The sequence below is a fragment of the Cohnella algarum genome (assembly GCF_016937515.1).
GTDB classification, from domain to species: Bacteria; Bacillota; Bacilli; order Paenibacillales; family Paenibacillaceae; genus Cohnella; species Cohnella algarum.
The window spans coordinates 4716047-4736907 of sequence record NZ_JAFHKM010000002.1; the positions used below are offsets into that span (position 1 = coordinate 4716047).

Genomic DNA, 20861 nt, shown 5'->3' on the forward strand with positions numbered 1-20861 from the left:
GGGGCTGTTCCTAAGGTCAAAATTGGCCGAAGGGACGGCTCCTCTGTCTATAAACAAGGAATGACAACCTTGACCTCGCAGCGCCCATGCGTGACCGTTTTTCCCGAAACCAGGCCGTTTCCGGCCTCGTTATCGCGAATTAACGGCTCGGCGGCGCCGTTATTTGCTCGCCGCGCGGGAAAAATCCGGCAATAACGGCCTCAAGGCGTCGTTATTTCGGAATCCGGGCCGATTTCGGCCCGCTCTATCGAAAAAGCCATGGCGGTTTGAGGCCGCCCTTAGTCGTGAGCGCGGACGAAGCGTTGCGGGCGACATCCCGTTCGTAGTATACTGACAGCGCATGCTGAAATTGATGAATCACTAACTAGAACGAAAGGAGGAACGAACATGCCCAAAGAAGCAACGACTTCGGTCAATCGCCGCTCCGACATTATTTCGGCCGCGATCGAGGTTTTCGCGGAAGTCGGCTATTACCGGGCGACGACCGCTCAGGTCGCGGAACGGGCCAACATTTCGCAGCCGTACGTTTTTCGATTTTTTGCGACGAAGGAAGCGCTGCTGCTGACCGCGCTGGAGGTTTCCTGGACGAGGGTGATCGACTCGTTCCGCAAAGTCGTGGACTCCGCCGCTCCGGAACGGCTGGAAACCGGCCTAATCCGGGCGTACGAGGACATTTTGGACGCTTACCGGAACGAGGTGCTGCTGCAAATGCAAGCCCAGACGATTCCGGAAGAGTCGATCCGGAAGGCGATGCGCAACGGATTCGGGGAGGTGCGGAACATGGTGCTGAACGCGTTTCAAAGCGCGGGAATCCCGAATCCCGAGGAACGGACAATGCTGTTTCTGGCCCGAGGGATGCTGTGCAACGTTTCGGCGGCTTTGCATATGCCGGAACTGAAAGAGGGATTAGGGGAATAAGACTTTCGTTCTTCACGCCGACGAAGGAATGCTTTTTGTGTTTCTTGCCGACGATGCGCTCCGCGCGTTTCTTGCGATGAGGCATTCCGCGCGTTTCTTGCCGACGATACGCCTTGCGCAGCTCTTGCCGTTAGCGAAAGGGGATTCCCCCTCTCGAAATTAGTTATTGACTAATCACTAACAAGATGTTATTTTGAACTCAGGGAAGTGATTGATCAATTACTAATTTGAAAAGCGAGGTCGATTTAAATTGAAAACAGCAATCGTCATCGGAGCGACGGGCGGCACGGGCGCCGCCGTTACGGAGGAGCTCGTCTGTCGGGGCGTGCATACGATCGCGTTCGGCCGTTCCCGGTCGAAGCTGGAGCGCCTGGCGAACCGGCTGGGCAATCCGGCAAATCTGCAAAAGTCCGTAGGAGACGCCTTCCGGCCGGAAGACGTCGCGGCCGCCGCGGCAGGCTCGGATGTGTTGTTTCATTGCGCGAACGTGCCGTATCACGAAATGGCGGCCAAGCTGATTCCATTGGGCGAATCGGTAATGGAAGCCGCAAACGGGCTCGGGTTGAAGGTGGTTGCGATCGACGGCATCTATCCGTACGGCCGCAGACGGATGAACCGCGCGACCGAGGAGCACCCGAAGCAGCCGCATACGAAAAAGGGAAAAGTGCGGCTCGCGTACGAACGAATGCTGTTCGACAAGCGATGGAGCCGCGCCGAAGTCATGATCGTTCGGCTGCCGGATTATTATGGCCCGACGGCAAACGAGGCATCCTATTTGGGCTCGACGCTCGAAGCGATCGCGGCGGGGAAGATGGCGTTTTTTATCGGCAATATGCGCGTTCCCCGGGAATTCGTTTACTTGCCTGACGCGGCGAAGATGATCGCGGAGCTTGCCGGAAGAAGCGAGGCTTACGGACAGAACTGGCACATTCCGGGGGAGGGCTGATATCCGGAAAGGAAATCGTCCGCATCGCCCAAGCGGCAAGCGGCGCAACGAAACCGGTCATCCCGCTGGGGAAGATCGGGTTGTCCTTGCTCGGTTTGGCCGTTCCGGTCATGAAAGAAGTCGTTGAAATGCTGTACTTGACCGAAGAGCCGCTCGTGTTGAGCGGGGAAAAATACGAACGGCTGGTCGGACCGATCCCGGCAACCCCTTTCGAAACCGGAATCGCCGCTACGATTCGTTCTTTGCAAGGGGAAAACAAGCATTCGATTAGCAGTTAGTAATTAATCAATCACCAAAAACATCTGAGGCCGACTTCAACATCTTAATCGCCCGCAATGCCGCGACGCTTGATCATTCAGGGAGTCGCGGGGTCGGGAAAAACGTCGGTCGCCCTGCACCGGATGGCGTATCTTTTGTACCGGTTCAAGGACACGATCTCATCGAGTCAAATGATGATCATTTCCCCGAATCGGGTTTTTTCCGACTATATTTCGAACGTTTTGCCCGAGCTCGGCGAAGAAAGCATCCTGGAATCGGGCATGGAGGACATCGCGGCGGCGGAACTGAAAGGCATTTGCCGGTTCCAGACGTTTAACGAGCAGGCGGCGGATCTGTTGGAATCGGACGACGCGAAGCGAATCGAACGGATCAGATTCAAATCGAGCGCGATTTTCGTGACGGAGCTGGACGATTTTATCCGCTTGGCCGCCGAGCGCTATTTTGCGCCCAAGGACATCGAGGTCGACCGCACGCGCATTCCGAAGGGGGAAATCGCGAACGCTTATCGGGCGTCAAGCGGGCTGCCGATCAAATCGAGGTTGGAAAATGAACGGCTGCTTCCCGTTATGATAGAAATCAAGCTGCTCGATTTCGGCAGCGAGCGCTTCCACGACGGGATCGTCGTGACCTTTGCCCATATGGCCAAAGGGCTTGAATTCGATCGGGTGATCGTTCCCGGTGCGAATGCGGCTACCTATCGGACGGAATTGGATCGAAGCCTGCTGTACATCGCCTGCACGAGGGCCATGCATGCGCTGACCGTGACGTATTGCGGCGAGCCCGCGGCGTTTTTGCCGGGTTGAAGCCCGGATCGCCGGAAGTCCGATGCCGGAAGCGGCGCTCAGCGCTTGTTCATCCCGGCGCGCAGCGCCGCCGCCAGCACGCGCTCGAACCATTTCCACGGCAAGATCGCTTTGCCCAGCAGCGAAAGCTTTGCTCCCTTGCCGTAAGCGTAGCGTAGGGAGGGGGACTTTTTTTCGGCGAGGGCGACGATTTTCCGCGCGAGCCGATCCGGATCGGGAGCGGCTTCCGCGGTTCGCCGCGAATAACCGAGCACGGAATCGAGCAAGTCCCGATAGGGGGAAGAAGGGGCCGCGCGGATGCGGTCGAAGCCCTTGTTCCAGATCGGGGTTTTGTAGCTGCCGGGCTCGACGAGAACGACGTCGACGCCGAAGCCGCGCACTTCATGCCGGAGCGATTCGCTGAAGCCTTCGACCGCGAATTTGGACGAGCAGTACGGCGCATAGCCGGGAATGCCGATTTTTCCGCTGATGCTGCCGACGTTCAGGATCGTGCCGCGGCGTTGGCTGCGCATGATCGGCAATGCGGCCTGGGTCATGGCGATCACGCCGAAAAAATTCGTTTCCAACAGCGCCCGCCAGTCGGAAAGCGGCACCTCTTCGGCCATGCCGCCGACCGCATAACCCGCATTGTTGACGAGAACGTCGAGGCGTCCGAATCGCTCCCCAATCTCCCGCATGACCGACCGGATGTCCTCCGTTCGGGTAACGTCCAGCCGCAGGATGTGGATTCGGCTCGCGACGCCGAGCAGAGCCGCTTGGTCCAGCAGCTCGCCCTTCGTCTCCGGATTGCGCATCGTAGCGACGACTTCATGTCCCCGTTCGGCGAAGCGAAGGCTGGCATGCAGTCCGAAGCCGCTCGAAGCGCCGGTGATCAAGACGACTTTTCGATTCATGGTTTCCTCCCGTTAACGTTTCATCCTCTGCCCAATCCGGCCTTGGACGCGCCAGGCCCGTTCGACCCGCCGCAATTTGACGCCCGGCTCCGGCGGACGGTACGGCGCGAATTCGAGATCGGGGACTGCGCATCCCAGCTTCCGGAACAACTCGCCAAGAGAAGCCGCAACCTGGGCGGCCGCAGGGTCCGAATGGACGCCCGCCGGCGTTTTCAGCATTAGAAGAATCCGATTCTCGCCCTGCTGGATCACCTTGTAATCGCTCAAATCGTCCGTAGCCGCAAGGACGGCGCGCGAAATCAGATCCGGAAAGACCGGCACGAGCGATGCCCCGTCCCGCGAGGGCAGATAGAACAGGTCGTCGCTTCGGCCTTCGATCGCTTCGATCGCGGTAAACGGGGAGCCGCAGGGACAGCTTTTCCGTTCCGTGATCAAATCGTTCAGACGGTAGCGGACGATCGGCTGGGCCAGCCTCGAAAAATCGGTCACGACGGGAATGAATTTGCCGCGCGAACGATCGACGTACTCTTTCTCGATGCAGACGATATCCTCGTTAAAATGAAGCGTGCCATACGGGCATGTGGAAGCGAGAAAGCCTTCTGTGCACTGGTAAACCTGGTGCAGCGTTTGCCCGAAGGCCGATTCGACGACGCGCCGGTCGAGCGGATCCAGCACCTCGGCGACGGATACGATTTTCGCCGGGGCGACGGAAAGGGTGCCGGCCGCGGCCGCTTCGGCCAGCATCCGCAGCAGCGACGGCGGGCCGACGAGAAGGGTCGGCCGATACGCGTTCAGGCGCGCGATGTGCCGGTCGATCGGTTCGTACAGATCGAAAAATTCGAACCGAATCGAGGAACTTTCGACGGAGCCGTACAAACGGCTGTCCGCGCGCAGGAAAAACGCGATTTTCTCCCGATGGAGCAAGGAGCGGGGCAGCGCTTTGGCGAGCACCGCCCCGGCCCAGGCCAAGCGCTCCCGCTCGCTGACGAGAAACAGCCCCCGATGGCCGGAAGTTCCCGACGACAAGCCGACCGTGATTCCGTTCAGCACCGGGGTGAAATCGCGGCTTTTTTCGGCGGCGATCGCCAGCTCGAACGCTTCGTCTTTGCGTATGCCGACCGTATTAAGCTCGTCGAAATGGTCCATCATCGCGGTTTTGTCGATCGCCGGAAACGTTCTCCATTCGTCCGTCGGAATTCCGCGCCACAGTTTTTCGTAAAAAGAGGAGCGCGCGCGGACCGTTTCCAAATGGCGGACGATCCGTTTTTCCTGCCAGCGCAGAAACGACTCCCGGCTTCGCCACTTCCGGAAATATCGGGTCGCCGCGTACGACCGCAAGATGGCGAGCTTGTCTTTCACAGCGGTTCCCCTCCCGGATGTAACGTTCCCATGCTTCCATGCAATGCGAAGGGATAATCCTGAATTGCGGATAGTCGCGATGAAGCCGAACGACGGCTTGGAACGTCGTCTTGTACCGGCTCCGGCCGGACATGATCAGGCCGGCCGCGGGATGCGGCAGCCGATGTTCCCGAAATGCCCGGCTCGACCAAACGGCGTCCGCGCACAAAAAATACTCGCTTCGTTCGGTCCGCACGAACAGCCCGAGCTGGCCTTCCGCATGCCCGGAAACGTCGACGGCGATGACGCTCCCGTCGCCGAACAGATCGTAGCCGTCAGGGAAGGGAAAGCCGCCTGGCAGCCGAACGCGCTCATCCTCCCGCAGCATCCGGCATCGCTCTTCGAAGTCGCCCGGCAGCAGGGAAGGGACGAAGCCGCGCAGGACCGCTTTCAGCCCTTTCAGCGGTTTGACCGCCTCGTAAGCCCACTCGGCGCAGATGTAGCGAGCGCGGGGGAAATCCCGCAAGCCCGCGATATGATCGGCGTGAAAGTGGGAGACGACGATCTGCCGCACGTCGTCCGGGCGGATGCCCGCATCCGCCAACTGCCGGACGGCGCTATCGCCTTCCCCAATGAAAGCCGGCGTAACCTTCGCATACAGCGAATAGGGAAAGGCGGACGTATGTTCATGAAAGCGTCTCGCGTAGCCGGTATCGAACAGCACCGGCCCGTGGACGGGATGCCCGATGACGGCGTACCCGGCCGGAAACCGCGCCTTCCGCCGGGATCCGCCGCGAATCGTGATCCATTCGGCATGCTCGCAATACCCCGCCGCGAATAATCGCAGCGTAACGGTCGTTCGATTGAGGGGTGCTTGTTTGAAGTTCGATTTATTGACGTTCGTTTGATTGACGTTCGTTCCGGTTCCACCAGGATGCATAACGTTCGAGTCCTTCCTCCAGCCCGACGACGGGCGAATAGCCTAGCTTTTCTTCGGCGAGAGACGTATCCAGCGTCTGATGCTTGCCGAGCAGCCCGACCGAATACCGGGTAAGCAGCGGTTCGGCGCCGGACCGCAGAAGCCGGGTCTTCCATTCCAGAAAGCCGGCCAGTCCGTATGCGACGGGATAGGGCAACGGTCTTAGCCGAAGCGGCTTGCCGAGGGCCTCGAATAACCGCCGCAAGACGTCGATAAACAGCGCGGGCTCCCGATTCGTGATGTTATAGGCGGCCCCGAGCGCCGACTCCGGCGCGCTCGCGCAAAGCAGCAGCGCGTGCACGACGTTGTCGACGTACGTGAGGTCCATCCGAATGTTGCCGCCGCGGAACAGCGGGATTCCGCCCTGCTCGTTCGCGCGAATGAACCTGGGCAGCAGCGTCCGGTCGCCCGGGCCGAAGATGGCCCGGGGCCTGACGATGACGGACGGCAAGCCGCTCGCGAACGCCTCGTTAACGATTTGCTCGGCCATCCGTTTTGTCGCGGCGTAGCAATTGGCCGGCCTTGAAGGCAAGGGCGAGCTTTCGGGAATGTTCAGGCGGTCCCGATAATCGAAATACAGGCTCGGCGTGGAAACGTGAACGAGCCGTTCGACCCGATGCGCGAGGCAGGCGGCCGCGACGTTTCGCGTTCCTTCCACATTGCCGGCGTAAAAGTCCCGATACGCTCCCCACGGGGAGGAGAGCGCTCCGCAATGAAAAACGATTTGCCGGCCGGCGCATGCGTCCGCGACTTGCCGGGGATCGGCAAGATCTCCGCGGATGAAGCGCACGCCCGCTTGCGCAAGCTCCGCGCCGACCGCTTCGTTTCGTCCAAAGCCGGAAACTTCCCAGCCCCGGTCCAGCAGCGCGGCGGCAAGCCGCCTTCCGAGAAACCCGGTGGCTCCCGTAATCAAAGCACGCTTCATCGTTCACCGTTCCATTCCATGTCGATAGTGGAAGCCTCCAATAGGGAAATCTTGCGCGCGGCGGCCGTCTTACCCGTCTCCAGCAGGATGCGGAACTGCTCGAAGAATGGCCCGGGATCGTCGCGCCGGAAGACGATATCCCGGCTGCCGAAGAAGGACGCCGTCCAAGCTTTCCATCTTCGCGGCGCGAGCAGCTCTTTCGTTCCGAACAGCAGCATGGCCAGCGCCAGCATCGAGGTGCGGTCCGGTTCGGGGAGCAGCGGCGCTTCGCCCGCGCCGGCCGGCCCGGCGATCGCGTCGACAAGCCTGCCGTCGCGCGGAAGCAGGTGCACGCCGCTCGTCGCCCGCGGGTTGCATTCGATCGGATATAGCGTCCCGTCCTGCGTCCGAATGAAATCGAACGAAATTTGCCCGGTAAAGCTTTCCGCGCGGACAAAGCGGGCCACCCATTCGCGCAAGTCGGCGTCCTGGACCGCTTTGAAAAAAATCCCGGCCCCGCGGCCCGCCGCATAGACCGGAACGTAGGAAGCGTGGGCGGTCACGACCCCGCGCGGGCGACCGAGTATGAGCATAGCGGAGCTCCTTCCAAATATTGCTGCGCTATCCATGACGCCGACGGCTCGATAAGCCGCCGAAGGTCGGCGTTTCGGAGCAGGCTCTTCAGCCTGGCACGCTCGACGATGTGCACGTTGGCGCCGAATCGGGAATAGACGGGTTTGAGCACGAGCTTGGAGCCGAAACGTTCCTCCTGCGCGAGCGTCTCCAACAGCTCGTCCGATTCGACCGGCCGGGTGAACGGGACTTGCGCCCCGCGACTGGCGGCGAGCTCGATGAACGACCGCTTGTTGTGCAGACGGTCGAGCGTTTCGATCGGTTCGCAAAAAACGGCGCAGCCCGTCTCCGATTCGAGGTCCGTTTTGAATTTGGCCAGGTGAAAAATTTCCTCGCAGGTCGGGACCGCAAGGTCGATGCTTTCGCGCTTGACGATCGACCGGATCGCTTCCCGATAGCCCGCCTCGTCTTCGTTCGGCTGCGGCACGCGATAGCTGCGGACGACCGAACGGGAAACGCGGCACAGATAGCGATCGACGCTTTCCGCGGCGAACACCCGATGCCCGCAAGCGGCGAAGCGTCTCGCCCATTCCAGCGCGACGGGCGCGCGGCCGCCGGTAATGAGCACGTTCAGGCGGCGCGTGCTCGTCCCGTCAATAATCAAGAATCATTCCTCCCAGCGACAGCCCGGCCGACGTGCCCAGCAGCAGCACCCGGTCGCCCCGCCGGATCCGCTTTTGCGCAATCGCTTCGTGCAGCCCCATCGGAATGGAGGCGGCGATCGTATTCCCGTGTTCCGCCGTGATCGACATCAGCTGTTCGTCGGCTATGCCGAGCTTGCGGCTCAGCAGCCGGACCGCCATCGCGCTGCCCTGGTGGGGAACGATGAGCTTCATGTCCTGCAGGCGGGTGCCGGCCGCCGCCATGAACCGCTCGACAAACGGCGGCATCAGCTTCGACGTCATCCGGAAGATGGCGGGTCCGTCCATATCGAACAAGTAATCGCCGGCGGAGGCATCGGCTTGCTTGAGCGCATGAAGCCTCGAGCCGCCGCCGCGGATTTCCGAGAGGCGCGCGCCGTCGGCGTAAGTTTCCATCGCGGCATGGACGATGCGCGACGTTCCGCCTTCCGCGGCGCGGCCGACGACGACGGCAACCGCCCCGTCGCCGAACAGCGCGGCGCTTTCCTTCTGGTCCCAATTCAGCCCGGCGGAGGAAATCTCGCTCGAAACGAGCAGCACGTTGCGGTAGCGGCCGGCTTCGATCATATACGAAACGACGTCCAGCCCCGCGACAAAGCTGAGGCAAGTGGAGTTGATATCGAAGGCTGGCGTTCCCGACCGGCCATGGCCCATCTCGTATTGGATCAGCGCCGCCGTGCAGGGGATCGGCTGTTCGGACGTCCCGCTCGTGCAGACGAGGCAATCGATATCCCGAAACGACAGACCTGCCGCTTCCAAGGCGGCGGCCGCCGCCTTTGCGCCCATTCGGGACGCCGTTTCCTCCCCGGCGAAATAACGCTTCGCCACGTTCGTTTTTTTAAGCGTCCAGCCCGGCTTCACGCCGAGTCTCGCGTCCATTTCTTCCGAAGTTACGCAGGTTTGCGGCAAATACTTGCCCGTCCCCAAAATCGACACATGACGTTCGTTCATGATGCATTTCTCCTAACCTAGATGGGAATTCCGCATGATCACATTTTAATAGATTGGGGATGGCCGGGCACTCAAATTTTGTTTAGATCTAGAAGTCCGGTGATAAAGTCCGCGTAAGCAGGCTTTTATCACGGTTTTGTCGAATTAATATCGTAACACGACTATCGAAAGAGTGATTAGGTATGAAAGCCCGCAAGTCATCGGCTATCCAGCCTCAGATGTTCCAATTCGTGGATATGGATGAACTCGTGCCGAAAAAGCACATCCTGCGCCAACTGAACGAAGCGCTTGATTTTTCCATCGTTCATGATTGGGTGGCGCCTCTATATACGGAACGTACCGGCCGCCCGGCGGCTGACCCGGAGCGGATGGTTCGACTGATGCTGCTTTCGTATTTGTTCAACCATTCCGAACGGGAATTGTATCAACTGTTGCCCATGCATGCGGGCTATTTGTGGTTTTGCGGACTGGATTTCGAATCCGTCGTGCGCCCGGACTCATCGCGGCCGTCCCTGCCGGATCGGACGACCTTGGTGAAGACCCGGAAATTGTGGCGAACGCACGGTGTTTTTGAGAAGCTGATGAAACATGTCGTCGATCAGTGCATCGCCGCGGGACTGGTCCAACCCGATGTGCATGTCGGCGTCGACGGCACCCAGGTACGGGCCAACGCATCCATTCACAGCTTGAAAGAAATCACCCTGGCCCCGGTGGAGTCGATTGAAGACTATTTGGCTCGCATGGCCCGGCAAGATGAAGAGACCGGTGGTGTCGCCCATGATTCCGATGATGACCGACAGCCGCCCGCACCGCCCGCGCAAAAAGAGCGGCTGCTGGAAGACGAAGCGACGCATGAAGATTTTCATGGCAAAACGTTCTCGAACAAGACCCACCGCAGCGTAACGGATCCGGATGCCCGCTTGTACAAAAAGAGCAACGGTCAGGAAGCGCATTTGCGGTATTTGGTGCATGATGTGACGGATATCAAATCCGGCGTCATTCTGTCTACGCAAGCGAGCATCGCGTCCGGAACGGCTGAGCGTGAAACGAGCTTGCGGCAGCTCTTCGCGATCCGTTTTGCCCATCCGCAAATCCGGATTCGGACGCTTTCTGCCGATAAAGCCTACGGTACGACAGATTATCTGCAAGCGTTGTTCGAGCAAGGGATTGTTCCCCTGGTTTCGCTTCGCAACCTGACACTGGAAGATGTACCTGCTTGGAAACGTCAAACGAACGATCCGGAGAAACAACGCAAACGGCTGGCCAAAATCCGGGAAATCCAAATTCGAAACAAAGCCAAACGAATTCAGCTTATGGGTTCTTACCGTCATCTGCAAAAGTTGCGGACGCGGTGCGAGCATGTGTTTGCCGAAAGCAAAGTCGCGCATGGCCTGGGCCGCGCACGGAGCCGTGGATTGGACTGCATGCAAGAGCAGGCGGTGCTCACGGCCATCGTTCAAAATCTGAAAAGACTGTGCCGGTTTAAGAAAAAGCGACCACAAACCGGTGTTTTGGCATGTCCAAAACCGAAATCCGTGATGATGGAGGCAGTGTCGGACCTGCTCATTTCGGCGCTGGTTGGGTTGTTTTCCTCTTTTTTTATGCCGAAGAGACGGTTACAACTGACCTAAATCACCGGACTTCTAGAATTTGGGTATATGGGCGCATGCTCGCCTTTGCGGGATAGTGCAACGTTACGGGAGCCGAGCGCGTATCATTAAGGGGATTCGCATTCGGAGCGGAAAGGAAGAGGATGGCATGTACGAATATTCGTATGTTGAAACGTCGTTGGGCGGATTTTTCTCCTCGGCGACGCATCGGGAAACGATCGATGCGTATGCGAAGGAAGGCTGGAGGCTCGTTCAAGTTTTGCCGACCAACGATAACGGCCACGGCAAGCCTGCGCAGTATGAAATTATTTTCGAGCGGCCCGTGCCGGAGTGACGGGGAATCGTCAAGCGGCAGAAGGCGCTGTCGGCGCGATGGCAAAGGAAAAACAAGCGGAGGAAGGGGACGCGCATTGGAAACGTCAGGGAATCGCCAAAACGCCAAATTCCAGCGAAAGACGTTGACCGTGGAGGAGGCAAGGGATGCGCTGACGCGGCGGGTTCGTCTTCTTCCGTCCGAGCGGGTCGGACTGCTGGAAGCCGTCGGACGAAGGCTCGCCGAACCGGTGAAGACGAGCGAGCCGCTTCCTCATTTTCGGCGTTCCGGCATGGACGGCTTTGCCGTTCGGTTCGCGGACGTCGCGGACGCTTCTCCGCGGCGGCCCGTCGAGTTGGAAGTCGTCGAACGACTCCCTGCCGGGCAAGAACCGATCCGTCCGATCGCGGCGGGCACGGCAGCGCGCATCATGACCGGCGGCATCGTGCCGGACGGCGCCGACGCCGTCATCATGTTCGAAATGGCGGAGGAAATCGAAAGGGCGGGCCGGACCTTCGTCCGCATAAGGAAGCCGATCGCGCAAGGAGCCAATATAACCCCGATCGGCGAGGAGGCGGCCGCGGACACGCCGGTGCTGGAAGCGGGCGTCGTTATCGGAGCGGGGCAGGCGGCGATTTTAGCCGCGCTGGGTTGCGCCCGGGTGGAGGTGTTCCGCAAGCCGATCGTGACGGTCGTTTCGACCGGAACGGAATTGCTTCGCGTCGAGGAGCCGTTGCAGCCGGGAAAAATCCGGAACAGCAACGCCTACATGCTCGCCGCGCAAATTGCCGCGGCCGGCGGGCAGCCTCGCCTCGCCGGCTCCATTCCCGACGATTCCGCGCTGGCGGAACGGACGATCGGCGAGTTGCTGCATTCGGACGCCGATCTCATCGTGACGACGGGCGGCGTTTCCGTCGGCGATTACGATCGGATGGCGGATTTTTTTCTGAAATGGAAAGGAACGACCCTTTTTACGAAAATCGCGATGAGGCCGGGCAGTCCGACCAGTGCGGGCGTATGGGGCGACAAGTTCCTGATCGGGCTTTCCGGTAACCCTTCCGCCTGCTTTGTCGGGTTCGAACTGTTCGTCCGTCCCGTCCTGGCCGGCATGCAGGGCGGCAAGGCGGAAGCGGGCCGGACCTTTACCGCGGTTCTTGCCGCCGATTATATGAAAGCGAACGGCTACACCCGTTACGTCCGCGGCCGCTGGTACAGCCGAAACGGAATTCATTACGTCGAACCGGTCGGTCCGGATAAATCAAGCGCCATGCTATCGCTCAAGGAAGCCGATTGCCTGATCGTCATCCCGCCGACGAAAACGGGAGTCGCGGCCGGAGAGGTCGTAGAGGCGATTTTATTGGGGGATATCGCGTTCGCTTAATTATGTTATAATGGCTTATGAATTTAAGGAGGTGTAATCGTTGACGCATTCGATGCGGTTGCGGTAAAGCGACGAGCGACTTGTGAAACTCGCCCAATTTTTGGGAATTGGGGACGGGTTTATTTGGATTGCGCTTTCGCGTGTACTGACAACCAAACGAATGAGGAGACGATATCATGCACCTTCAATGGAAAAAAAAGTTCGCGTTCATTTTTTGCGGTCAAATCTTCTCGATTTTGACCTCGTCCATGGTTCAATTTTCGATGATTTGGCATTTGACGGAAACGACCGGTTCGGCCGCAGTTCTGATGATGGCCGGGCTGGCCGGCTTTTTGCCGCAGGCGCTGCTGGGCCCTTTTATCGGCGTCTGGCTCGACCGGTGGAACCGCAAACGGACGATGATGACCGCCGACGGCGTCATTGCGCTTTTCAGTTTGATTTTGGGCCTCTATTTCTATTTCGGCGAACCGGGCGTCGGATTCGTTTATGCGATTCTTATGATCCGCTCCGCCGCTTCCGCCTTTCACGCGCCCGCGTTTCAAGCGGCCATTCCGCTCATCGCGCCCGAAGAACAGCTGACGCGGGTGGCGGGCTGGCATCAAATGGTGTTCTCCTTTTCCAATGTGATCGGCCCTGCGCTCGGAATCGCGGTCTATTCGGCCACTTCCCTAGGAGCCGTATTGTTTCTCGACGTCCTCGGCGCGTTGATCGCGAATATGATGCTGTTATTCGTCCAAATTCGGCAGCCCAAACCGGAAGCCGGACCGTCGCCGTCCTTTCTGAACGAGTTCAAACTCGGTTGGAGGGCGTTCGCGCAAGCGAAGCCGATCGTGTTCGTTACGGTCATAACCGCCGTGTTCGGCATCGTGTTCATGCCGCTTGCGACTTTGTTTCCTTTCATGACGTTGTCGCACTTCGAGCGCGGGGGATACAGCGCGAGCATCGTCGAAGCCGCGTTCGGCATCGGGATGATTCTCGGCGGCGCCTTGCTGTCCATCGCCGCTTCCAAATGGAAAGACAGCACCTATATGAGCTTGAGTTTGGCTGCCATCGGCCTGACGTGCGTTTTCGGCGGCGTCCTCGGCAAGGACGGATTTTTCGTTTTCCTCGCGCTTTCGTTTTTAATGGGGCGGCGGCTCCGTTTTTCAACGGTCCTTATATGGCGATGATCCAGCGTGCGTTCGAACCGGAGATGCTCGGGCGCGTGCTCTCCTTCGTGACCAGCGTAACGCTGCTCTCCTCGCCGGTCGGGCTGCTGGTCGCGGGACCGATCGTCGACCGGTACGGCGTGCAGCTTTGGTTTTTCGGCTCCGGAATCGTCGTGTTGTTGACCGGTCTCTTGCTGTTCCTCCGGTTCAAAGGGGAGCGCGGAGAAGCGGGCGAAGCGGTACCGCAAAAACAAGCCTGATCGTCCGCTGAACGAAAGAGGGCCCGGCGTCGGGTCCTCTTTCGTTATTCGGGGTATTGCGACGAAACCGGAGATTGCCTTATAATGGGCAAACAAGGGAGGTCGGTACGGATGGCAAAACATTTTGCCGGAATCGGCAACGACTCGTGCAAAGCCTGAACTTAGGGGCGATACTTTGCATGGGGCGGACTTGAACATTCCTTTCATCGCCCGATACCGCTTTTTATCGTTTCTAATAATCGGCTTTGCACGCCTTATTTTATTTCCACTACTAAAAATAAGGGGCTGTAAAGCATGTGCCAACCATTTATTAGAAACCATCAATATAACTTGATCAAGAAGCAGGCCGTTCATCTGCAGCGAACGTGCAGCACCGTATCCGATCCGAAAGTGGTGGAGTCGGTGCGAAACAACGTGATGTACAAAATTCAGGAGGCGTTCCCGGACGCGCTCGAGCCGTCGCAAGAACAAACGTTGGGGAAGGTTGCGGACGTTTATACGTCGGAGGACGTGCAGTCTTATTTGCGCTCGCTGGAGCCTTATCGCGAACCGTTCGACCAAATGACGGACGCGCAGCTCCGCAAGCTGTTCCCGAAAGCGAAAAAACTGAAGCTCCCCGACAGGGAAGCCGTCGACGGACGTTATCTCACTTATTTGGGATGGACCGACATTTCGTCGAACAAGCTTTACCTCGTTTACCGCCTTGACGGACAGCTTGTCGGCATCGAAGGGAAATTGACCCCCACGCATAAAAAAGGAACCTGCTTTTTGTGCAACCGCCAGGAAGAGGTTGCCCTGTTCACGGCGATCGCCAAAGCGAAGCCGGCCAACGCGTCGCCGGATTACTTCAAGGCGATCGGCAACTATTTGTGCGTGAACTCCAGCGCTTGCAACGGCAACATAACGGATGTCGACGCTCTGGAAAAGTTCGTCCGGGCAGTCACGGGACGCTCCGAATAACCGTCGAACGATCGAAAGCCGCCGAAATCGCTCGGCGGCTTTTGCTTGTTCGGATTATTTTCCTTCTTGAAGAAAAGAGTCGATCCGCGCTCGAATCGCGTCGCGAACGCCGCGGAATTGCGCCATGATCTCATCTTCGGTTCCGGTCGCCTTCGCCGGATCGTCGAATCCCCAATGCCATTTGATCGCGTTCGGATTCGCGATGGCGGGGCAGTGCTCGTCGGCATGCCCGCACAGGGTAATGACGTAAGCCGCGCGATTGAGCAGATCCGGGTCGATGACGTCCGACGTATGGCCGCTGATGTCGATGCCGGCTTCCTTCATCGCCCGAACGGCCCGGGGATTCAGCCCGTGGGCTTCCAGGCCGGCGCTTCTGACCTCGTAACGGCCGCCGCCAAGCGCTTTTAAAAATCCGTCGGCCATCTGGCTGCGGCATGAATTGCCCGTGCACAAAAAATAAACAAGCGGTTTGGTTTCCATGCGGTTTGCTCCTTTTGGCGGTTCGTCCGCCGATGATTTAGCCGATGAGGCGAAGCCATACATAAAGACCGGTTAACGTAACGAACAAGACCGGAACGGTGAGCAGGATGCCTGTCCTGAAATAGGCTCCCCACGTGATTTTAATGCCCTTTTTGGAGAGAACGTGCAGCCAGAGCAGCGTCGCGAGCGAGCCGATCGGCGTCATTTTCGGCCCAAGGTCGGAGCCGATGACATTGGCGTAAACAAAAGCTTCCCGGAGCGTGCCCGAAGCGCCGGCGCCTTCGATGGCCAAAGCATTGATCATGACCGTCGGGAGGTTGTTCATGACCGAAGAGAGCGCGGCGGCAATGGCTCCGGCCCCGAGCGTGCCGGCAAACAAGCCTTGCTCGCCGGCCCAGGCGAACGCTTTGCCGAGCTCGTCGGTAAGTCCGACGTTGCGCAGTCCGTAGACGACGACATACATCCCGATCGAAAAAACGACAATTGCCCAGGGAGCGCCTTTTACCAGCTTCCACGCCTGAATTTCCCGGCTTCGCCTTGCCAGAAAAAGAAAGACGATCGCTGCGGCGCCTGCGACGAAAGAGACCGGCACGCGAATGAATTCGCTGGCCATATAGCCGGCAAGCAGCACGGCGAGCACGATCCAGGAGATACGGAAGAGGCGAACGTCCTTGATGGCGTCTTTGGGCGGCTTTACTTGCGAAAGGTCGTATCGCTTCGGAATGCTCTTCCGGTAAAAGAGAAACAGGACGGCAAGACTTGCGCCGATCGAGAACAAGGCGGGAACGATCATCCGGCTCGCATATTCCGCAAACCCGACGCCGAAAAAGTCCGCGGAGACGATGTTGACGAGATTGCTGACGACAAGCGGCAGGGAAGCGGTGTCCGAAATAAAGCCGCCGGCCATAATGAAAGGCAGAATCATTTTGTCGTCGAATTTCAGCGCCCGGACCATCGCCAGGACGATCGGCGTCAAAATGAGGGCGGCGCCGTCATTCGCGAAAAAGACGGCAACGAGCGCACCGAGCAGAATGACGTAAACGAACATCAAATTCCCGTTGCCTCGGGCGAACCGCGCCATATGGAGCGCCGCCCATTCGAAAAATCCGATTTCGTCCAAAACGAGCGAGATCAGGATGATGGCGACGAACGCCAGCGTCGCGTTCCAGACGATTCGGGTCACGTCCCAAACGTCGTCGAAGGTAACGACGCCGAACAGCAGGGCGATGACGGCGCCGACGGAGGCGGACCAACCGATGCTTAAACCTTTCGGCTGCCAAATGACAAAAACGAGCGTGACGAGAAAAATTGCAATCGCGACAATAAGCATGATTCCTCCGGCTTAACAGCAGTTATTGGATCCGGGATTCGGGATTTTCAAAGACGGGAGCTGCTTGATGAGATCGTGTAGATAAGGTTTTCCGTCCGCGTTCAAGGAATAATAAATCCACTGGCTCCGCCGGGTTTCGCTCACGATTCCGCCGGTCTTGAGTTTCTTCAGGTGCTGGCTGACGTTGGGCTGGGTCGTTTGCAAAAAGTCGACGATATCGCAAACGCACATTTCCCGCTCCTTCAGCAGGGCGACGATCGTCAGCCGGGTTTTATCGGCGAGAAGCTTGAGCGTGTCGGCCATATCCTCAATCGAGGGTCGAACGGCATTTTCCAACGGGTTCCCTCCTTTTTCGGTTTTGAAAGAAGATATTCGCCTTTCATTATATAATCAATTCATAATATTATCAATCACTTATAGAAAGGCATATTCGCAAAAGAATTGGAGAATACTATGTTTTAATAGTTTTGAATTTGCGCCGAAAGAAGGGGCATGATGAAGCATAGAGGCTTGTTCGTCCTTACTCTATTCTTGTTCGCCGTTGCCGGGATCGGACTCGCCGGTTTGTTCGGGACCGATTCGGGAGAAGGAGACCGGAACGAACAAAGCGGCGGAAGCGAAGCGGCCGGGGAAGGCGATGGCGAAATCGTCGTCGTCGATTCGGTTCGCTATTTGATTTTGGACGATCGGTCCGTGCATTTGTTTACTTATTCCGCAGCCGCAGCGGAGCTGTTCGCGGATGCGCTTAACCGCTTCAAGGCTGCCGCCGATCCCGGCGTCAACGTTTACTGTCTGCTTGCCCCTACGTCCGCGGAATTCGTAGAGAGCCGTAAATACAGGGAAATGTCCGATTCGCAGAAAGCCGCGTTTGCCCGCGTCGACGGGATGCTGGATCCGGGCATTGTCCGAATAGACGCATACGGCGCTTTGGAGAAGCATCGCGACGATTATTTGTATTTTCGCACGGACCATCACTGGACGGCTTTGGGCGCTTATTACGCCTATGATCGGTTTATGCAGGCGATCGATGACGAGCCGGTCGCTCTCGAAGAGTATGCGGCGGGAGTGATCGAAGGCTTTCTGGGCAGCGACTTCAAGGCGACGTCCAGCGAGAAATTGAAGGCGAACCCGGATGCGATCTCCTATTACGCGCCGTTGCGGGAATACGTTTATACCGCTTATTCGACGAAGGATCAGCCGCTGGACCGCCGGGTCGTCGATCCCAAGTATGCCGGCGAGGAGGCCGGCTTTTATGCGGTTTTTCTCGGAGGAGATTTCCCTTGGGGGAAAATCGAAACCGGCAACCGGAACGGCAAGCGGATCGTTGTCGTCAAAGACTCGTACGCCAACGCGTTCATCCCGTTTTTGCTCCCGCATTTCGAAACCGTTTATTATATCGATCCCCGAACGTTCAAGGGAAATTTGAACGACTTCGCGAAGGAACGGGAAATCACCGACGTGCTGTTTCTCTACAGTTCGACCGCGGCGAGAACAACGAGCGTCGGAAGCTTTTTGAACGCGATCCAGGAACATTAACGACCCGCGGTTTGCCCGCGGCGGCTTCGATTGCGGAGGTTGATGTTCAGGTGTATAATGGACAATGTTAGTCCATAATAGCGCTGAATGTCGTCATGGTGGAATGAGGGGGCTTTACGCATGCAATTTTCCAAAAGCACGGGCTACGCGCTGCACGCCCTGATTTATTTGGCCTATGCGGAACGCGGCCGCAATGTGGGGATCAAGGAATTGGCGGCAGCTCTCGACGTCTCGGAAAGCTACCTGTCCAAAATCATGTCCAAGCTGCGGCAGGACGGGATCGTGCGTGCCGTGACGGGGGCGAGCGGAGGCTATGAGCTGGCGAAGGCCGCGGACCGAATAACCTTTCTCGAGGTCGTTCAAGTGATCGAAGGCCGGCAGCAGCTGTTCGAATGCCTGAACGCGCATGCGCATCGCCATCCGGCGGATGTCGAGGACGATGCCGAAGCGGCGGAAGCCGGCATTCCGGACAAGCCGTTCGGCGAGGGCTGTCTCGTCAAGAAGGTTATGAACGGGGCGGAGCGGGAAATGAACGAATATTTGCGGCGCCACACCATTCAATGGGTGCTCGATTCGGCGGCCCCCCATTTCGTTCACGCGGCAAACAAGAAGGCGTGACCTTCTTGCGCGCTAATTATGGACATTAAAGATCCATGAGGATGATTAAAATGGAAACCATGTTCGATACGGCGATTATCGGCGGCGGACCCGCCGGATTAAGCGCGGCGCTCGTGCTGGGCAGAGCGAGGAAAAACGTTCTGGTTTTGGACGAAGGACGACCGAGAAACCGGGTAACGGGCGAAATCCACGGTTTTCTTACCCGGGACGGCACCCGGCCGGCCGAGTTTCGGCGGATTGCGAGAGAGCAGATCGCCGCTTATCCGTCCGTGCGATTCATGGATGACGCGGCAGTCGAAGTGACGGGAACAAACGGCCGCTTTCGCATCGCGACTGCCGGAGGGGCGACGATCGAAAGCAAAAAGCTGCTGTTCGCGACAGGAAAGAAGGATTTGCCTTTGGACATTGAAGGGCTTTCCGACATCTACGGCAAAAGCGCCTTCGTTTGCCCTTACTGCGACGGCTGGGAACTGCGGGATAAACCGCTCGTCTTCATTGCCAAGGGAGCCGGGGCCATGCATTTTGCCAAAACGATAACCGGATGGACGAGCAGCCGAACGCTTTGCACGAACGGGCCCGACGAACTGACGGAGGAGCAGCGCGAGGAGCTGAAGCGGCACGATGTCGCCGTATTCGACTCGCCGATCCGGAGGATCGAATCGGTCGACGGCCTCGTGCGACAGGTCGTTCTGGAGGACGGCTCGGCGGTTCCGTGCGCCGGCATTTTCTTCGCGCCGAAGCTGGCCGCCGGATCGGACCTGCCGCGAGCGCTCGGCTGCGACGTGACGGAAACGGGCAGCGTCGTCGTCGACGGCTTCGGCAAAACGAGCGTGCCGGGCGTCTACAGCGCCGGCGACGCGGCAACGGAGCTGTATCAGGCCATTATGGCCGCCTCGATGGGGATGCTGGCTGCCGCCGGCATAAACGGAGAGCTGCTGGAGGAAGCATGGAACGGCAAAGGCTGACGCGCTGCGAGATAGACGAGCTTAATCGAACCATTTTTTCCGGCGGAACCAGCCGTACATCCCGAAGCCGATCCCGAACATGACGGCCAGGATGGCGAAGTAGCCCCAGCGCCACCTCAATTCGGGCATGAAGTCGAAATTCATGCCGTAAATGCCGGCGATGAACGTCAGCGGCATGAAGATCGTCGTAATGACCGTCAGCGTCTTCATGATCGTATTCATCCGGTTCGAATTGACCGACAGGTAGCTGTCCCGCATGTCGGCAGTCATGTCGCGGTTCGACTCGATCATCTCGGAAAGCTTCAGCAGGTGATCGTAAATATCGGCAAAGTAGGCTTGCTGTTCCTTGAGGCCGGGAATCCGGTCGGAATTGATGATCCGGTACAGCAGATCGCGCATCGGCACGATCGTGCGGCGCAGTTTCAGCAGCTTGGCCCGGATTTCGAAAACGTCGTTCATCAGCCTCTGAATATTCCGTGCGCTGCCGTTAGTCTCGATCTCCAGGAGATCGTCCTCGATATGATGGACGGCGGGAAAATACTGGTCGACCAGCTTGTCGATCAACAGATACATCGCGTAAATCGGGCCCTTCGGCTGCAAGTCGCGCTGCTCGGTCATCCGCTGCCAGGCAAGATCAGCCTCGACGTGCGTTTTCATATGGAACGTAACGAGAAAGTTTTCGCCAACGAACATGTCGACTTCCTGTGCCTTTAATTTCGGTTCTTCGAGGGCGTGCAGGACGAAAAAATGAACGTCGTCGTAGTGATCCAGCTTCGGCCTTTGGAGGATGTGATAACAATCCTCGATCGCGAGCGGATGAAAGCGGAAAAATCGCTCCAGCTCCAGGGCCTCTTCTTCCGTCGGCGCGTTGAAGTCGACCCAATACCATGAAATGTCGGGGCGGCGCAAATCCGCGAGCGGCAATCCGGCTTCGGATCGTTCGTCGGAAAAAACGGCAAAGGTTCGAATCACGGC

General features: G+C 58.4%; 21 protein-coding genes and 2 pseudogenes. 12 read left to right on the plus strand and 11 right to left on the minus strand.

All coding sequences use genetic code 11. The features are described 5' to 3' along the window. Positions 1–387 precede the first annotated feature (387 nt). From JW799_RS21215 to JW799_RS21225, 3 genes and pseudogenes are all read left to right on the plus strand, one after another. Positions 388–918, plus strand: coding sequence for a TetR/AcrR family transcriptional regulator (locus JW799_RS21215; RefSeq protein ID WP_080839239.1), 531 nt, complete (start codon positions 388–390; stop codon positions 916–918). A gap of 250 nt (positions 919–1168) precedes the next feature. Continuing rightward, a pseudogene (locus tag JW799_RS21220) lies at positions 1169–2142 on the plus strand (NAD-dependent epimerase/dehydratase family protein). 69 nt (positions 2143–2211) lie between these two features. Continuing rightward, positions 2212–2946 (plus strand): ATP-binding domain-containing protein, encoded by a 735-nt coding sequence (locus JW799_RS21225; RefSeq protein WP_240353365.1) that lies wholly within the window; start codon positions 2212–2214, stop codon positions 2944–2946. Positions 2947–2984: 38 nt separating this feature from the next. Here JW799_RS21225 and JW799_RS21230 read toward each other — a convergent pair whose 3' ends face one another. The 7 genes and pseudogenes from JW799_RS21230 to JW799_RS21260 form a co-directional block, all read right to left on the minus strand. Further along, positions 2985–3839: an SDR family oxidoreductase gene (locus tag JW799_RS21230; RefSeq protein WP_205431605.1), complete on the minus strand. Its 855-nt coding sequence runs from the start codon at positions 3837–3839 to the stop codon at positions 2985–2987. 12 nt (positions 3840–3851) lie between these two features. Beyond that, positions 3852–5198: a F390 synthetase-related protein gene (locus JW799_RS21235; protein ID WP_205431606.1), complete on the minus strand. Its 1347-nt coding sequence runs from the start codon at positions 5196–5198 to the stop codon at positions 3852–3854. 130 nt (positions 5199–5328) lie between these two features. After that, positions 5329–6117 (minus strand): annotated as a pseudogene (locus JW799_RS21240) (MBL fold metallo-hydrolase); the annotation flags it as partial. Further along, positions 6068–7081 (minus strand): NAD-dependent epimerase/dehydratase family protein, encoded by a 1014-nt coding sequence (locus JW799_RS21245; RefSeq protein WP_205431607.1) that lies wholly within the window; start codon positions 7079–7081, stop codon positions 6068–6070. The gene JW799_RS21245 and the pseudogene JW799_RS21240, both read right to left, overlap by 50 nt. Further along, entirely contained in the window at positions 7078–7653 is a 576-nt protein-coding gene (locus JW799_RS21250) for an ATP-grasp domain-containing protein (RefSeq protein WP_205431608.1), read from the minus strand. Before JW799_RS21250 ends, JW799_RS21245 begins: the two co-directional genes overlap by 4 nt. Continuing rightward, positions 7620–8297, minus strand: coding sequence for an ATP-grasp domain-containing protein (locus JW799_RS21255; protein ID WP_205431609.1), 678 nt, complete (start codon positions 8295–8297; stop codon positions 7620–7622). The genes JW799_RS21250 and JW799_RS21255 overlap by 34 nt, the downstream gene beginning before the upstream one ends. Next, positions 8287–9285: a beta-ketoacyl-ACP synthase III gene (locus JW799_RS21260; RefSeq protein WP_080839254.1), complete on the minus strand. Its 999-nt coding sequence runs from the start codon at positions 9283–9285 to the stop codon at positions 8287–8289. The genes JW799_RS21255 and JW799_RS21260 overlap by 11 nt, the downstream gene beginning before the upstream one ends. Positions 9286–9467: 182 nt before the next feature. On the opposite strand from JW799_RS21260, the gene JW799_RS21265 reads away from it, so the two are divergent. The 6 genes from JW799_RS21265 to JW799_RS21285 all read left to right on the plus strand — a co-directional run bounded on the left by JW799_RS21265 (position 9468) and on the right by JW799_RS21285 (position 14957). Beyond that, the gene (locus JW799_RS21265; protein ID WP_205428726.1) at positions 9468–10916 is read left to right on the plus strand and encodes a transposase; all 1449 of its coding nucleotides are present in this window, start codon (positions 9468–9470) and stop codon (positions 10914–10916) included. Between the two features lie 127 nt (positions 10917–11043). Continuing rightward, on the plus strand, positions 11044–11229 hold the full coding sequence (locus JW799_RS21270; RefSeq protein ID WP_205431610.1) for a DUF4177 domain-containing protein: 186 nt from the start codon (positions 11044–11046) through the stop codon (positions 11227–11229). Positions 11230–11305: 76 nt separating this feature from the next. After that, entirely contained in the window at positions 11306–12589 is a 1284-nt protein-coding gene (locus JW799_RS21275) for a molybdopterin molybdotransferase MoeA (RefSeq protein ID WP_240353366.1), read from the plus strand. A gap of 176 nt (positions 12590–12765) precedes the next feature. After that, positions 12766–13758 (plus strand): MFS transporter, encoded by a 993-nt coding sequence (locus JW799_RS21280; RefSeq protein WP_240353367.1) that lies wholly within the window; start codon positions 12766–12768, stop codon positions 13756–13758. After that, on the plus strand, positions 13749–13997 hold the full coding sequence (locus JW799_RS28905; RefSeq protein ID WP_240353368.1) for an MFS transporter: 249 nt from the start codon (positions 13749–13751) through the stop codon (positions 13995–13997). The genes JW799_RS21280 and JW799_RS28905 overlap by 10 nt, the downstream gene beginning before the upstream one ends. A 294-nt stretch (positions 13998–14291) precedes the next feature. Continuing rightward, complete coding sequence (locus tag JW799_RS21285; protein ID WP_205431614.1) at positions 14292–14957, plus strand: FusB/FusC family EF-G-binding protein; 666 nt, start codon at positions 14292–14294, stop codon at positions 14955–14957. 54 nt (positions 14958–15011) lie between these two features. Here the strand turns inward: JW799_RS21285 and arsC are convergent, their stop codons facing one another. Genes arsC through JW799_RS21300 form a run of 3 tightly spaced genes read right to left on the minus strand, consistent with a single transcriptional unit; the run spans position 15012 to position 17070 of the window. Continuing rightward, positions 15012–15437: an arsenate reductase (thioredoxin) gene (arsC, locus tag JW799_RS21290; protein ID WP_080839263.1), complete on the minus strand. Its 426-nt coding sequence runs from the start codon at positions 15435–15437 to the stop codon at positions 15012–15014. Positions 15438–15474: 37 nt separating this feature from the next. Then, positions 15475–16767 carry an arsenic transporter gene (locus JW799_RS21295; protein WP_080839265.1) on the minus strand — a complete coding sequence of 431 codons (1293 nt, stop codon included), beginning with the start codon at positions 16765–16767 and terminating at the stop codon, positions 15475–15477. Positions 16768–16779: 12 nt separating this feature from the next. Then, positions 16780–17070 (minus strand): ArsR/SmtB family transcription factor, encoded by a 291-nt coding sequence (locus JW799_RS21300; protein ID WP_080840952.1) that lies wholly within the window; start codon positions 17068–17070, stop codon positions 16780–16782. A 189-nt stretch (positions 17071–17259) separates the two neighbouring features. On the opposite strand from JW799_RS21300, the gene JW799_RS21305 reads away from it, so the two are divergent. The 3 genes from JW799_RS21305 (at position 17260) to JW799_RS21315 (ending at position 19886) form a co-directional block, all read left to right on the plus strand. Continuing rightward, positions 17260–18303: a DHHW family protein gene (locus JW799_RS21305; protein ID WP_080839267.1), complete on the plus strand. Its 1044-nt coding sequence runs from the start codon at positions 17260–17262 to the stop codon at positions 18301–18303. Between the two features lie 120 nt (positions 18304–18423). After that, positions 18424–18921: an RrF2 family transcriptional regulator gene (locus JW799_RS21310; RefSeq protein ID WP_080839270.1), complete on the plus strand. Its 498-nt coding sequence runs from the start codon at positions 18424–18426 to the stop codon at positions 18919–18921. A 50-nt stretch (positions 18922–18971) separates the two neighbouring features. Then, a complete protein-coding gene (locus JW799_RS21315) occupies positions 18972–19886 on the plus strand; it encodes an NAD(P)/FAD-dependent oxidoreductase (RefSeq protein WP_205431616.1) in 915 nt (304 codons plus the stop codon). A gap of 21 nt (positions 19887–19907) precedes the next feature. Here JW799_RS21315 and corA read toward each other — a convergent pair whose 3' ends face one another. Continuing rightward, positions 19908–20858 (minus strand): magnesium/cobalt transporter CorA, encoded by a 951-nt coding sequence (corA, locus tag JW799_RS21320; protein WP_080839273.1) that lies wholly within the window; start codon positions 20856–20858, stop codon positions 19908–19910. Positions 20859–20861: the final 3 nt, after the last annotated feature.

Bases quoted from the DNA above. Each gene is read 5' to 3' on its own strand.
- JW799_RS21270 (WP_205431610.1), top strand. From the start codon at position 11,044: ATGTACGAATATTCGTATGTTGAAACGTCGTTGGGCGGATTTTTCTCC.
- JW799_RS21215 (WP_080839239.1), top strand. From the start codon at position 388: ATGCCCAAAGAAGCAACGACTTCGGTCAATCGCCGCTCCGACATTATT.
- JW799_RS21310 (WP_080839270.1), top strand. From the start codon at position 18,424: ATGCAATTTTCCAAAAGCACGGGCTACGCGCTGCACGCCCTGATTTAT.
- JW799_RS21285 (WP_205431614.1), top strand. From the start codon at position 14,292: ATGTGCCAACCATTTATTAGAAACCATCAATATAACTTGATCAAGAAG.
- JW799_RS21305 (WP_080839267.1), top strand. From the start codon at position 17,260: ATGATGAAGCATAGAGGCTTGTTCGTCCTTACTCTATTCTTGTTCGCC.
- JW799_RS21230 (WP_205431605.1), bottom strand. From the start codon at position 3,839: ATGAATCGAAAAGTCGTCTTGATCACCGGCGCTTCGAGCGGCTTCGGA.
- JW799_RS21280 (WP_240353367.1), top strand. From the start codon at position 12,766: ATGCACCTTCAATGGAAAAAAAAGTTCGCGTTCATTTTTTGCGGTCAA.
- JW799_RS21245 (WP_205431607.1), bottom strand. From the start codon at position 7,081: ATGAAGCGTGCTTTGATTACGGGAGCCACCGGGTTTCTCGGAAGGCGG.
- JW799_RS21295 (WP_080839265.1), bottom strand. From the start codon at position 16,767: ATGCTTATTGTCGCGATTGCAATTTTTCTCGTCACGCTCGTTTTTGTC.
- JW799_RS21265 (WP_205428726.1), top strand. From the start codon at position 9,468: ATGAAAGCCCGCAAGTCATCGGCTATCCAGCCTCAGATGTTCCAATTC.
- arsC (WP_080839263.1), bottom strand. From the start codon at position 15,437: ATGGAAACCAAACCGCTTGTTTATTTTTTGTGCACGGGCAATTCATGC.
- JW799_RS21250 (WP_205431608.1), bottom strand. From the start codon at position 7,653: ATGCTCATACTCGGTCGCCCGCGCGGGGTCGTGACCGCCCACGCTTCC.
- JW799_RS21300 (WP_080840952.1), bottom strand. From the start codon at position 17,070: ATGGCCGACACGCTCAAGCTTCTCGCCGATAAAACCCGGCTGACGATC.
- JW799_RS21260 (WP_080839254.1), bottom strand. From the start codon at position 9,285: ATGAACGAACGTCATGTGTCGATTTTGGGGACGGGCAAGTATTTGCCG.
- JW799_RS21315 (WP_205431616.1), top strand. From the start codon at position 18,972: ATGGAAACCATGTTCGATACGGCGATTATCGGCGGCGGACCCGCCGGA.
- JW799_RS28905 (WP_240353368.1), top strand. From the start codon at position 13,749: ATGGCGATGATCCAGCGTGCGTTCGAACCGGAGATGCTCGGGCGCGTG.